At 34.4% G+C, this 13702-nt stretch carries 10 protein-coding genes and 1 tRNA gene; 7 read left to right on the top strand and 4 right to left on the bottom strand.

The features are described from left to right. Window positions 1–30 precede the first annotated feature (30 nt). Window positions 31–1476, top strand: a complete 1446-nt coding sequence (locus AC07N0_RS15895) for a sodium:solute symporter (RefSeq protein ID WP_494590167.1) — start codon at window positions 31–33, stop codon at window positions 1474–1476. Between the two features lie 76 nt (window positions 1477–1552). Here the strand turns inward: AC07N0_RS15895 and AC07N0_RS15890 are convergent, their stop codons facing one another. Continuing rightward, entirely contained in the window at window positions 1553–2377 is an 825-nt protein-coding gene (locus tag AC07N0_RS15890) for a septal ring lytic transglycosylase RlpA family protein (RefSeq protein WP_494589960.1), read from the bottom strand. 266 nt (window positions 2378–2643) lie between these two features. Between AC07N0_RS15890 and AC07N0_RS15885 the strand changes: the two genes are divergently transcribed. The 5 genes from AC07N0_RS15885 (at window position 2644) to glgB (ending at window position 9082) form a co-directional block, all read left to right on the top strand. After that, window positions 2644–4608 (top strand): alpha-1,4-glucan--maltose-1-phosphate maltosyltransferase, encoded by a 1965-nt coding sequence (locus AC07N0_RS15885; RefSeq protein WP_494589959.1) that lies wholly within the window; start codon window positions 2644–2646, stop codon window positions 4606–4608. Window positions 4609–4665: 57 nt separating this feature from the next. Further along, window positions 4666–5106: a DinB family protein gene (locus AC07N0_RS15880; protein ID WP_494589958.1), complete on the top strand. Its 441-nt coding sequence runs from the start codon at window positions 4666–4668 to the stop codon at window positions 5104–5106. Between the two features lie 146 nt (window positions 5107–5252). Continuing rightward, window positions 5253–5789, top strand: coding sequence for a bifunctional pyr operon transcriptional regulator/uracil phosphoribosyltransferase PyrR (gene pyrR, locus AC07N0_RS15875; protein ID WP_492799429.1), 537 nt, complete (start codon window positions 5253–5255; stop codon window positions 5787–5789). A gap of 1 nt (window position 5790) precedes the next feature. Continuing rightward, complete coding sequence (locus tag AC07N0_RS15870; protein WP_323253224.1) at window positions 5791–6717, top strand: aspartate carbamoyltransferase catalytic subunit; 927 nt, start codon at window positions 5791–5793, stop codon at window positions 6715–6717. 343 nt (window positions 6718–7060) lie between these two features. Beyond that, window positions 7061–9082: a 1,4-alpha-glucan branching protein GlgB gene (gene glgB, locus AC07N0_RS15865; RefSeq protein WP_492799431.1), complete on the top strand. Its 2022-nt coding sequence runs from the start codon at window positions 7061–7063 to the stop codon at window positions 9080–9082. A gap of 909 nt (window positions 9083–9991) precedes the next feature. Here glgB and AC07N0_RS15860 read toward each other — a convergent pair. The 3 genes from AC07N0_RS15860 to AC07N0_RS15850 all read right to left on the bottom strand — a co-directional run bounded on the left by AC07N0_RS15860 (window position 9992) and on the right by AC07N0_RS15850 (window position 13360). Next, window positions 9992–10618, bottom strand: a complete 627-nt coding sequence (locus tag AC07N0_RS15860) for an acetoacetate decarboxylase family protein (protein WP_494589957.1) — start codon at window positions 10616–10618, stop codon at window positions 9992–9994. 57 nt (window positions 10619–10675) lie between these two features. Beyond that, a complete protein-coding gene (pyrF, locus tag AC07N0_RS15855) occupies window positions 10676–11506 on the bottom strand; it encodes an orotidine-5'-phosphate decarboxylase (RefSeq protein WP_494589956.1) in 831 nt (276 codons plus the stop codon). A 270-nt stretch (window positions 11507–11776) separates the two neighbouring features. Continuing rightward, window positions 11777–13360: a putative maltokinase gene (locus tag AC07N0_RS15850; RefSeq protein ID WP_494589954.1), complete on the bottom strand. Its 1584-nt coding sequence runs from the start codon at window positions 13358–13360 to the stop codon at window positions 11777–11779. Window positions 13361–13630: 270 nt separating this feature from the next. Between AC07N0_RS15850 and AC07N0_RS15845 the strand changes: the two genes are divergently transcribed. After that, window positions 13631–13702: transfer RNA gene (locus AC07N0_RS15845), tRNA-Glu, on the top strand.

Genomic DNA, 13702 nt, shown 5'->3' with positions numbered 1-13702 from the left:
GATGTTCACAATACTGAATACCCAAAATTTATGACTACAGGAATTGCTTTCGGAATTTTAGCCGTTTACTTTCTAATGCTTATTGTCGTAGCACATTACACTTCTAAGGGTGCTGATACTAATACTTTCTTTACCGCAAATAAACAATCTCCATGGTGGTTAGTAGCTTTTGGTATGATTGGAACATCAATCTCAGGTGTAACGTTCATTTCTGTTCCCGGTGATGTCGGAAAAGTATCTCTTTCTTATTATCAGATTATATTAGGCAATTTAGTGGGTTATTTTGTAATAGCAACGGTTTTACTCCCTTTATATTATCGTTTGAATTTAATTTCTATTTATACGTATTTGGATAAACGATTAGGGAAGGTCTCTTATAAAACAGGCTCTTCTTTCTTTTTATTAGCCCGTACTTTGGGTTCAGCCGCTCGTTTGTTTTTAGCCGTACAAGTACTTCAATTGGCTATCTTCGATGCTTGGAATATTCCCTTCTGGATTTCAGCTTTGGTGACTATCGCCCTTATTTGGGTTTATACATACCGCGGGGGTGTAAAGACTATCATTGTAACGGATACTCTTCAAACTTTCTTTCTTCTTACAGCACTTGTATTAACAATATTTTTGATTGCCAATAAATTAGATTTAGGCCTTGGTGAATTAGTCTCTACTATCCAGCAAAGTAAATATTCTAAAATGTTCTTTTTTGATGATTTTGCCTATAAGCATCATTTTAGTAAAGATTTTATCGCAGGAATATTCATTGCTATTGTAATGACGGGTCTTGACCAAGACTTGATGCAGAAGAACTTGACGTGTAAAAACATTGGTGAAGCACAAAAAAATATGTTTTGGTTTTGCTGTACCTTCGCCATTACTACCTTAATGTTTGTTTGCTTAGGTGCTTTGCTTTATATCTATGCTGATAAAATTGGCTTTCAGATTCCAGAAAGAACTGACTTGTTATATCCAAAATTAGCACTAGGTGGCGAATTTGGCATTTTAGCTGCCATTACATTCTTATTAGGTATTACTGCTGCCACTTATGCTAGTTCAGATTCAGCACTAACTGCCCTTACTACGGCTTTCTGTATTGATTTCATGCACATTGAAAAATACGAAGAGAAACAGCGTAACAATATCAAACATTATACTCACCTTGGGTTTTCTGCTCTTTTCTTTATTATTATCCTAATTTTTAATGCTGTAAGTAGCCAGTCTATCATCTCTACAGTATTCAATATTGCTAGTTATACCTACGGCCCATTGTTAGGGTTATTTTCTTTCGGGCTTTTTACTAAAATCCCAGTTAAAGATAAACTTGTTCCCTTTGTATGTATAATAGCACCTATTCTAACTTATATTATTGATGCTAATTCTAAGGAATGGTTGAATGGCTATCAATTCGGGTTCGAGAAGCTATTAGTCAATGGAGCGATTACTTTTATAGGTTTATTGCTTATTAAAAGTAAAGCATAACGACTGATGATTATATATAAAAGGGGTTGACAATTTAGTATTTGTCATCCCCTTTTTATTGATATTATAAATGCAATTACAAATTAAAATGCGAACGTACTACTCCTGTATAACCATGCTGAGAAAGCCAAATGGTTTTATCATTGGCTGATTCCTTAGAAGCATATTCGCCAAACAATAAGCGATAGAGTTTACCTGATTCTTTTTGAGTTACTTGAATAAAAATTTCATCTTTATGAATACCCATTTTCAACAACTCATCATACAAATCGTGAACAGACCCTAAATTGACAACAGCTGTAACTTGCACTGCAAAACCTTTAGGAAATTTTTCTATCCCATTGATATCATAAGTTCTTTCGGGTGAAAAGGCCGCAGGAGCAGATACTGTACTAACTACTGAATTAACATAGATGTTATTATCATAACTCTTACCACTATCTTTAGAGAAAACCTCTCTCCTATCTGGCACGATACTATCTGCTATTTTTTCAGAAACCCTCTTAGATGAAATAGTGGGAGAAATAACTTCTACCCTTACTCTAGCTTTTCCACTAGCCATCATGCCTAGTCTGGATGCTGCCTCTTTAGAAAGATTAATGATTCTGCCCTCCTCCTCACATTTACAATAATCATTAATCCTAACTTCAACAGTAAGATTGTTTTCCAGATTAATTACTTTAACAATAGTATTTAAGGGATACTTCGAATGTGAACCTGTAAGCTGGGTGTCGTCATACTTTTCACCAAAAGAAGTATATTTACCTTGCAAATGGGCAGCATAATAACGAGCGATACCTTCTTCGGCAAAGCCTTTAGTGGGAATTTGTTCGATTCGGTAGGCGAAAGAGGATGTTCCTACCAACAAAAATAGGGTTGAGTAAGCGATGATCTTTTTCACAGCGTTTATAATTTATAAATTTAAGGCTTAAAATATACTACTTTTTATATTGTCGCAAATAAGTACAACATTTTCACTGTAAAATAAAAATATTGCATCGGCATTTATTACAAACAGGCAATCATGTGAAATTAATTACTTTTTACTATAATTACATAAATTTAATCAATTTCCCTGTTATTTTTTAGTCTAATTTTAGAATATTGTACTACTACATATTTTTAAATGCTTAGTAGTTAACTTTTTAACCATTTTGATATACAAATATGATTTCAAAAACAATTCAAGGACAACAAAGAGTAATTATTGAAAATATTAGTCCTCAACTGGACGCAGGACGCTACGCTATCAAAGCTTTTGAGGGGGATACAATCAAGGTGGAAGCTGATATTTTCTTGGATGGACATGACCAACTGGCGGCAAAACTACTATATAAGTTTTCGACTGACGAGGATTGGACTGAAACAAAAATGAATTTTGTCAACAGTGACCACTACGAAGCTTATTTTCCAGTTTCAAAAAATGGTTTTTATACGTATACTATTCAAGCTTGGGTAGATCATGCTGCTACGTGGCACCATGAAATAGATATGAAAATCAAGGATGGCCAGCATGTAAATATAGAATTATTGGTTGGGGCAAGTATCATTGAAAAGATGATAAAGATTGCTTCAAAAGAAGATAAAGTTGAATTAAAAGCTATCGCAAACCTTTTTAAAGATTCCAATACTTATAACGAAGCCATTGGATTTATCTACAACCATAAATTACATGAATGGATAGAACAATATCCAGACAGACAACACGCTACGATTCATAAGCAACTGAAAATTTGGGTAGATAGAGAAAAAGCTGCCTTTTCTGCGTGGTATTCAATGTTCCCACGTTCGGCATCGGTTAAAAGAGGACAACATGGAACCTTTAAAGATGTTGAAGAGAATGTACTTCCCCGTTTAAAATCTTTAGGTTTTGATGTTTTATACATTCCGCCTATTCATCCTATTGGAAAACAATTCAGAAAAGGGAAAAATAATAGTACTACTTATCAAGAAGGTGAACCAGGGGTTCCTTATGGAATTGGGTCTGAATTGGGCGGACATACGGCTATTCTTCCTGAATTAGGAACATTAGATGACCTTAAACATTTAATTGGTGCTTGTAAAGAAATGGGTATTGAATTAGCGATGGATTTGGCTATTCAATGTTCACCCGACCACCCTTGGGCTAAAGAACATTCAGAATGGTTTAAAATCCGTCCTGATGGCACGATTCAATATGCAGAAAACCCTCCTAAGAAATACCAAGATATTTATCCTATCAATTTTGAAACTGAAAACTGGAAAGAGCTTTGGGAAGAATTGAAAACAATCATCATGACTTGGGCTGATTGGGGAGTAAGGATTCTTCGTATCGACAACCCGCATACTAAGCCTTTTGCCTTTTGGGAATGGATAATTGCTGAAGTACAAGCGGTGTATCCAGATATGATTTTCTTGGCAGAAGCTTTTACTAAACCAAAGGTGATGGCTCAATTGGCGAAATTAGGCTATACGCAATCTTATACCTATTATACATGGCGAAATTCAAAATATGAATTAATTAGCTATATGGATGAATTGACCAAAACAGCGCAAAGCCAATATATGCGTCCTAGTTTCTGGACAAATACGCATGATATTCTTCCTTGGATTTTGCAAAGTGGTCTTGAGCCCCTGTTTATTATTCGTTATTTCATGGCGGCTACGCTTTCTTCAAACTATGGTATTTTCGGTCCTGTATTTGAACACATGATTAATGAAGGAAATCCTAATAAAGAAGAGTACAAGAATTCTGAAAAATACGAAATCAAGCATTGGAATTGGCAAATGGAGAATAAGCTGACGTATATTATTCGTCAAACTAATCATGCTCGAATTGAGAATTCTGCCTTACAAAGAACCAATAATATTACCTTCTGTGATATTCAAAATGACCAACTATTGGCTTATTTGAAAACACATCATAATGGCAATAGAATTTTATGTATTGTAAACCTCGATGGCCACAATCGCCAAAGTGGATACGTTAGAATCCCCTTGCATTTGATTCAAAAATATCCAGATCAGGAATTTATCGTGCATGATTTGGTTACGGGTGCTAAGTATGTTTGGCGTGGAGAATACAACTATATTGATTTAGACCCACACGTTATGCCGATGCATTTATTCAGAATTGAAGATATTTATTATTAACACGCAGTAGTCCTTTTCTTAAATTGTTTAAGAAAAGGACTACTAAATTATACATACATGACTGAAGATTTACTAAAATTATTTCAAAGAGATTTGAAAGTACTTTACAGAGAAATAGAGCAATATCAATACGAAAGCCTCCTATGGGAAAAAGTTGATGGAATCAATAATGCTGGTGGAAACTTGGCTTTACATTTAATCGGAAATCTAAAAACTTATATTGGCAAAAATTTGGGCAATATCGATCATATTAGAAACCGTGAAGCCGAATTTTCTGCTAAAAACATTCCTCGTCCAGAGATATTGGAAGCCATCAATGAAACTTTTGATATTGTAACGGCTACTCTTTCAAAATTATCATCTACACAATTAACAGCCATATATGCTGAAAATGTTTTAGGGCATGAAATGACTACCCAGTACTTTCTGATTCATTTACACGGGCATCTTACTTATCATCTAGGACAAATTAATTACCATAGAAGATTTTTATCTTAGTATTTCCATCACTAATTCAAGCAAATAGTAATTAAAAAAGGTAAACAGCATAAAAAATTCTGCTCTCATCCTTCAGCTATTCATAAAGCATACTTATCTTTGTGCCATGATTACTTTTCATCGAGGTTAAGTAATCTCAAAACTCAATGCAACACAAACTTATCCTATCCAGTCCTCTACTAGGCATTACTATTAGCCGTCTCTGTCAAGAATTGATAGAGAATCACCAGAATTTTTCAAATTCTGTGATTATAGGTTTACAACCAAGGGGTATTTTTTTTGCCAAGCGAATTCATCAAGAATTAGAATCAATTACGGGTGTTAAAATTCCAATAGGCTATTTGGATGCTACTTTTTATCGTGATGATTATCGTCGTCGTGAATTAGTTAAAGCCAACGCTACCAAAATTCCTTTTATCATTGAAAATCAGAATGTTATATTAATTGATGATGTATTAGCAACTGGTAGAATGGTGAGAGCAGCCTTGGATGCAATGACGGCTTTCGGGCGACCTAAAAAAGTGGAATTATGCGTCTTGATTGATAGAATTTATAACCGAGATTTACCAATAAATCCTGATTATGTTGGTAAAAAAGTAAATACTCTTGCCACTGAGAAGGTATTGGTAGAATGGAAAGAACAAGGGCACGAAGCCGACAACATTTGGTTAATTACAAAATAGTATGCAAAAACTAAGTACTCGACATCTTTTGGGGATTAAGGATTTAACACCCGACGACATAGAACTCATCATGGCAACTGCCAAAGAGTTCAAAGAAGTAATTAATCGCCCCATCAAAAAAGTACCTTCCCTCCGTGATGTAACAATTGCTAACGTTTTTTTTGAAAATTCTACCCGAACAAGGCTTTCCTTTGAATTGGCAGAAAAACGTTTATCCGCAGATACAATCAATTTCTCTGCTTCTGGTAGTTCAGTAAAAAAAGGAGAAACACTTCTTGATACTGTCAACAATATTTTGGCTATGAAAGTGGATATGATTGTGATGCGTCATGCAAGCCCCGGAGCACCTCATTTCCTTTCAAAACACATTGCTGCCAATATTGTCAATGCTGGTGACGGTACGCACGAACACCCAACACAAGCATTACTCGATTCTTTTTCAATGCGTGAAAAATTAGGTGGTGATTTGGTAGGAAAGAAAATTGCTATTATTGGAGATATTTTACATTCACGCGTAGCCCTCTCTAATATTTTTGCACTTCGTAAACAAGGAGCTGAGGTAACCCTTTGTGGGCCTTCAACCTTGATTCCTCGGTATGTGAACGAATTAGGAGTAAAGGTTTCGCATAATGTCAAAGAAACCCTTGCTTGGTGCGATGTAGCCAATGTGTTGAGAATCCAGTTAGAAAGACAACAAATCAAGTATTTCCCTACACTGAGGGAATACTCTTTATACTTCGGTATTAATAAAAAAATGCTGGATGAATTGAATAAAGAAATCATAGTGATGCATCCTGGCCCGATTAACCGTGGCGTAGAGCTAACATCAGATGCTGCTGATTCTCATCATTCGATTATTCTAGACCAAGTTGAAAACGGCGTTGCCGTTAGAATGGCCGTGCTTTATCTATTAGCAGGCCAAAACTAATACCTTCTTTTACTCATAACATTGTTATCAATAATGTTATGAGTAGCCTTTCCTAGCTTCTTATTTACTGACAAATTTACTTGTTTCTATTTTTGATAAAATTATCTTTTCTCGCCAGAAAGAGGTTGAAATATTGTATATTTGATAAAAAAATAGATTATTCCACGAACAAATAAACAAAAAAGCGAAAACAAATTTATCCTATTTTTTTTAATAGTATTTTACATTTCACTAGTCGACAGGATAAGTTATATCGTATTAACAAAATCTATTTCAAAAGAAATTTTATATTTACTAAATGACATTTATAAGCTTCGCAAAACTCCATTAACCATCATTAAAAATGGCAAAAACGTCAAAAACAACTACTCAATCAACCGAAACAACTAAGAAAAAAGTAACTAAAAAAGCTGTTGTAGAAGTTATAGAGGAAACTCAAGCTCCTGTTTCTACTCCGGTAGTACTTAAAAATGTAGAAGCATTCAGCCGTTTCTCTGATTTCGACATTCATCTTTTCAAAGCTGGCAAGCATTATCGTTTATTTGAGAAATTCGGCTCACATATTACCGAATATCAAGGTGTGCAAGGCGTTTACTTTTCTGTTTGGGCACCTGCTGCTAAATCGGTATCAGTCATTGGAAATTTTAACTATTGGGATAAAGGTAGTCACCATCTTTTTGTACGTTGGGATGCTTCTGGTATTTGGGAAGGTTTTATTCCTTATATCGGCAAAGGGGAAACCTATAAATTTTGTATTCAGACGCAAGATAACCGTCTTATAGAAAAGATGGATCCTTATGCACAACAATTTGAAATACCCCCTCGCACAGCCTCTATAGTTTGGGATAATTGGTATGAATGGACGGATTCTGATTGGATGGCTAAACGCCACACCAAAAATTCTTTATCATCACCCATGTCTGTTTATGAAGTGCATGTTGGTTCTTGGAGAAGAAAGAATGGCAATGAAAAGCTGAGTTTTGTAGAATTGGCCGACCAACTAATGAATTACGTGAAAGAAATGGGCTTTACGCACGTTGAATTCATGCCCATCATGGAGCACCCTTATGAACCGTCATGGGGGTATCAAGTACTTGGTTTTTTTGCACCATCTTCTCGTTTTGGCTCACCACAAGATTTCATGTACTTGGTAGAAGAATGTCATAAAAATGATATTGGCGTAATACTCGACTGGGTTCCTTCACATTTCCCTGGCGATGCTCATGGGTTGTATGAATATGATGGTACTCACCTTTACGAACATCCAGATATGCGTAGAGGGTATCACCCCGATTGGAAGTCGTATATCTTTAATTATGGTAGAAACGAGATTCGCAGTTTCTTGATTTCAAATGCAGTTTATTGGCTAGAACGCTATCACGCAGATGGGTTGAGGGTTGATGCGGTAGCATCAATGCTTTACCTAGACTATTCAAGAAAACATGGAGAGTGGGAACCAAATATTTTTGGAGGCAATCATAACCTTGAAGCCATTTCTTTGTTCAAGGAATTGAATGAAACGCTTTACGCTCAGTTTCCAGATATTCAAATTATTGCAGAAGAATCAACCTCATTTTCTGGCGTTTCAAGACCTATTTATGCAGGTGGTTTAGGGTTTGGACAGAAATGGATGATGGGCTGGATGAATGATACCTTGAAATACTTCCAAAAAGATCCGATGTATCGTCGTCATCACCAAGATCAATTAACTTTCTCGACCAACTATGCTTTTACGGAGAATTTTATGTTACCACTATCTCATGATGAAGTGGTGTATGGTAAAAAATCGCTGGTAAGTAAAATGCCAGGCGATGAATGGCAAAGATTTGCCAATTTAAGGCTGTTGTTTTCATACATGTTTACTCACCCAGGAACTAATCTGATTTTTATGGGAGGTGAATTTGGACAAACAGGTGAATGGAATTTTGAGAAAAGCTTGGATTGGTGGCTACTAGACCACGCTCCTCACAGAGGCATTCAGAACTTGATAAAAGCATTAAACCATATGTATAAAACGGAGCCTGCATTATATGAAAAACAGTTTTCACATGAAGGTTTTGAATGGATTGATACATCTGATAGAAATAACTCAATCGTAATATATGCTAGAAAAGGAAATGTTAGTAAAGAGCAATTGATTATTATTCTGAACATGACGCCAGTTCCCCAAGAACACTACAGAATTGGCGTACCTATGATGGGTATTTGGAATGAAATATTAAACTCTGATGAACATGATTTTGGAGGTAGCGGAAAAACAAACAAATCGCTTATCATGGCAGAAGAGATTGCTTGGCAAGGAAAAGCCTACTCTATTTCACTCAATATTCCACCGCTCGGTGCTAGTATATTAAAAGTTAAATAAATTTAAAAGGGATGATACTTCATAAGTGTCATCCCTTTTAAATTTAATGTCCAAAAAAAAAGACCTATGAATCCGCCAATTCAAGGGTCTTTTTAAAATAATCTTTAAACAAGCATGGTATAAGCATGTTGTATATTATAATATTTTAAAAGTCTTTTTACCGCCATAAATAGAATTTAAAATATCATAATTGAATATCAAATAAAATAATTACCGCCATAATTTTGTTATTTGATGAAGTAAAATTAATACAAATTCATAGATTTTGTATTTTAAACGCTATGATTTTTTCAAGAATTACACGAACCAAGAATTTAGACATTCCAAGCTAAAATTTTGATGTGAATTTTAAGAATTTGTTATTTGAGCGAAAAAATATGATGATTTAAGTGAGAAGATTTTAAAATAAATTGTTAAATCTTCGTTAAGTTCTTCATTTATGAACCTCCCCTAAATTGGATAAATAAGCCTATAAACTTTTTTTGAGCGAAATTATAACAAAAAATAAAGACTCGATGCATAGCTCCGAGTCTTTACACAATCCGCCTAAGTAGTAATCTTTTCGGGAAAAGTCCCTTTGCTTTTTACAGCGTATATTTTTATTTATTACATTAAAAAGTAATAAAATATAAAACAGTTTAATTAACAATTTGTTTTGATTGATATCTGCACAATGAAAGGGTCAATAAATCTGGAGAAATGCTTTAAGCTTTAGCCTATCACTATTATCACAAAAGCTTTTCTCGTCCTAACATTTGGCGGATGTTATTCAGTTAATTATTAAAAGTTACTAAAAGGGGCTCTTTGTAGAAGCAAAACCTTCAATAGTAAACCTTTAACAAATATATATACACATTTCTCAATCCACAAAAAAATAAGTAATTATTTCTTAGATAAAACCAATAAATTTTATTCGAAATAGTTTTCTCTAATAAGTGGCATTTCAAATCTCATATCAAAATTATTAATTTGAATAGTTAATAATGGTGATAAACGTGTAATATCTGGAAAATATCCTCCGTCAACCCGAATTTTACCTATTTTTAAAAATTTAACTTTTCCTCTAAAATTAAAAGGAGTAAGCATTAAATCACTATTAAGTTTTTGCGCCAGCTTCAAAGGAAAAAAATTGCTTTTTACAGGAACATTCAAAAACCCTTTACTTAACGTTGCCTCAAAAATAACATGATTATTTACACTAACTTTTACTTTTTTGACACCATTTTTTTCTTCAACCCATTCAAAATCAGCCTTTTCTTTTGGAATTCCCCAGTTTTTATGTCCATTTAAAACACTTTCTTCAGAAGACACATAGATTTTACTAATTGAAAAAACTTTTGCCCAATCAAAGGTAAACATTCCTGGAATAAACAATAATTCATAGTATTGCCCAACATTTGAAGACTGATAATCTACCAACATGACTGTACCAAAATAGCCCAGAAAACGCTTTTTTTGAAAATCTTCCATAAAACCATTCTCTACTACAAATTCCTTTGGAAATTTATAAATCAATGCATAGGCATTGCCAGTCAAATTCCACGGAGCAGGTTCAAGCCTGATTTCACTATCATTTTGCATATCAAAAGTTTTCTACGATAAATAGGTAGCCAAATATGTTTGCATCTCTCCCTGAACTTTAAGGGCTTCTTGAGCAGCCTTTTCTGCAAAATCTTCACCAGATGACGCATAAATAATGGCTCTTGACGAATTAACTAACAAACCACACTGTTTGTTCATACCAAATTTAGAAACTTCGTCTAAACTTCCTCCTTGTGCCCCAACGCCTGGTACTAACAAAAAATGGTCAGGAACAATACTCCTAATTTTTTGAAGCATATCGGCTTTTGTAGCCCCTACTACATACATTAACTGGTCTGAGCTCCCCCATTCTTGAGATTTAGTAAGAACCTCCTCAAAAAGTTGTTTATCGTTGTTTAAAGTAAGATTCTGAAAGTCTTTACTTCCTGTATTTGAAGTAAGTGCTAAAAGAATTACCCATTTTCCATCAAAATCCAAAAAAGGCTTAACAGAATCTTCACCCATATAAGGTGCTACGGTTACTGAATCAAAATTCAAGCCCGAAGATTTTTCATCAAAAAAAGCCCTGGCATACAAGCCCGAAGTATTGCCAATATCTCCTCGTTTAGCATCAGCAATAGTAAAACACTCTTTGGGAATATAGGCTAATGTTTTTTGAAGACTTTCCCATCCTTTTGCACCAAAAGCCTCGTAAAATGCAATGTTGGGCTTATAGGCAACCGCATATTGATGGGTTGCATCAATAATCTGTTTATTAAACTCAAAAATGGGATCTTTTGTTGTAAGTAAATGTTTAGGAATTTTCTGAATATCAGTATCCAAACCAATGCATAGATAGGATTGCTTTTGTAAAATTTGCTCAAAAAGCTGCGACTTTGTCATTTATAAATGCTTAGTTTCTTTATAAAAAGTGCTAAGTTTAATTGAAGAAAAACTGCCTAACCAGAGGATTAAGCATCATTATATGAACAATATTAATCTGTTCGTATTCAAAAAACAACATTTTATTTATCTAATTTTTTATTTTAATGGCTTAAATAATACTTTTAAACAATACTATTATATCATTTGAAATGTACTTAATCATATTATAATAAAACAAAAAGACCAAAGCTTAATTAACGACTTTGGTCTTTTGTTTTGTTATTATAGCTACATTTTTAATTTTTCAATTTCACGAATTACATTTACAATTCCCTTTAATGGTATTTTAACCCAGTCAGGTCTATAGTTAATTTCATAGCCTAATTCATACACAGCCTTTTCTAAAAGATAAATCAACATCAAAAAATTAATTTCATTATTGTTTTTAAACAAAGGATGTGGGTTACCAAACGTTTCTAAATATTTATCCATAAACGTTTGCTGAATCAATCGATACCAGCGGTCTGCTACGGTTTGTATTCTTTGTGAATCTAGTTTTGCTGAAATAGGGTCATTAAACATTTTTGCTGAAATAGCATAATGATAGCTCCTAATCATGCCCGCTACATCTTTTAAAGGCGAATGCTTGATTTTCCTATCAGTGATAGAACTCTCAGGCTCTCCTTCGAAATCGATGATGATATAATCATTCTGAGTAGCTAATACCTGCCCCAGATGATAATCCCCATGAATCCTAATCCTTTGTGAAAAAATGGGTTTTTCAAGGATTCCCTCTGCAAACTCCTCAATCAACTCACGAGCTTCCATAAAATCCCAAGCCAGCTTCCTTGTGACTACATCAGTAATCTTGGTATAGTTGTCTATGAGGAGGTTATATCTTTTATCTAACAGGTTGGTTAACCTATCATGAATAAACTTTCTGTAGGCATCGTCAAAAGGAACAGGAATAAACATTTTTTCGGCTTCGGGTTTATATAAAGCCAAGTGCATTTCCGCTGTTCGTTGTGCCAACAATTCTACTTGCTGAAATACTTCTTCTTTAATCGAAAACGATTTTGCGACAAAAGCCTCCACAAAATCATTTAACTGCTCTCCTGTTTGAACCCAACTATCAGCTTGATTCTCTACCATCCGCTGCATCATCCCAAGGGTAATGTCTGGCATTTGTTCTTGTTTCCATACCATACTCCCTGCAAAAGCTGGTATAAAAGCAAAAGTGGAATGTTCTGTGATAAATTCCACCATATCCACTTCTGGATTAGTTTCAGTAAATAATTTTCTGTAAAGTTTTAGAAAATACTTATCGCCAAACACAATCGCTGAATTAGAAGAATCAACGGGCAAGATTTTAGAGCTAATCGGAGCGTTGATATCTTCTCCTAAAAACCCTTTCCCACGTGTAAAGTCTACCCTTCCCTCCTGTTGAGCAATGTTTTCAGCATGAGCTAAATGATAAAAAATAGTTTGCTGGAAACGTTCATCATAAATGGCATCTACGATGATTCCCCTTTTATTGTTGATATAAGCTAAGGTAATTATCCCTTTTGGGGTTATTTCTTTTGTATGGCTCGCATCTATAAACGAAACAGGCAATAGATAGCTTTCTACCTCCCCGTCTTCATACGAAACAGAGATAATCATTAATAAAGCCATAGAATCCTTCATCGGAATTTCTAGGGATGTTGTAACCTTAAAGGATTTCTGTATTCTAGCCTTACCAGCAAACCACCTACAGCTATTGAGATACGCAGGCAAAACATTTTTTTCAAAATTGTCAAAAAGCGCTGTATCTGCCCTAATTTGCTCCCACGCAATTTTTGAGCTTAGTGAGGTAATTTTTGAATGAATCATTATTGATAGCCTAATGTTGTTTTATAAAAAATGGTATTTTCATGATTTAAATTTATAATTTATTTATATTTAAAAAAAGTAGAATGGTGCTTTCAGCATTATTAAAAATATTTTTCAAAAAAACGCCCTTGCAAGGTTTTGATTATCAACAACTTTAACAATTTGTTTTCTTTTTTTTCATTTTGTGGTTGTGTATTCTAAATATTCTCCCTACCTTTGCACCACGAAAAACGAACAGCGATACCAAATATCGAAAAGTTTTAATCCAATGGTCCGTTCGTCTAGGGGTTAGGACACGTCCCTTTCACGGATGAAACACGGGTTCGATTCCCGTACGGACTA

This window comes from Arcicella sp. GW821-FHT09D11 (assembly GCF_059416265.1).
Note: the sequence above shows the minus strand (reverse complement) of the source record. Positions and strands in the feature narration are given on the sequence as shown.

What these genes read in the sequence shown, in the direction of transcription:
- AC07N0_RS15895 (WP_494590167.1), top strand. Translation starts at nt 31, where the DNA reads ATGACTACAGGAATTGCTTTCGGAATTTTAGCCGTTTACTTTCTAATG.
- AC07N0_RS15870 (WP_323253224.1), top strand. Translation starts at nt 5,791, where the DNA reads ATGCAAAAACTAAGTACTCGACATCTTTTGGGGATTAAGGATTTAACA.
- pyrF (WP_494589956.1), bottom strand. Translation starts at nt 11,506, where the DNA reads ATGACAAAGTCGCAGCTTTTTGAGCAAATTTTACAAAAGCAATCCTAT.
- AC07N0_RS15850 (WP_494589954.1), bottom strand. Translation starts at nt 13,360, where the DNA reads ATGATTCATTCAAAAATTACCTCACTAAGCTCAAAAATTGCGTGGGAG.
- AC07N0_RS15880 (WP_494589958.1), top strand. Translation starts at nt 4,666, where the DNA reads ATGACTGAAGATTTACTAAAATTATTTCAAAGAGATTTGAAAGTACTT.
- pyrR (WP_492799429.1), top strand. Translation starts at nt 5,253, where the DNA reads ATGCAACACAAACTTATCCTATCCAGTCCTCTACTAGGCATTACTATT.
- AC07N0_RS15885 (WP_494589959.1), top strand. Translation starts at nt 2,644, where the DNA reads ATGATTTCAAAAACAATTCAAGGACAACAAAGAGTAATTATTGAAAAT.
- glgB (WP_492799431.1), top strand. Translation starts at nt 7,061, where the DNA reads ATGGCAAAAACGTCAAAAACAACTACTCAATCAACCGAAACAACTAAG.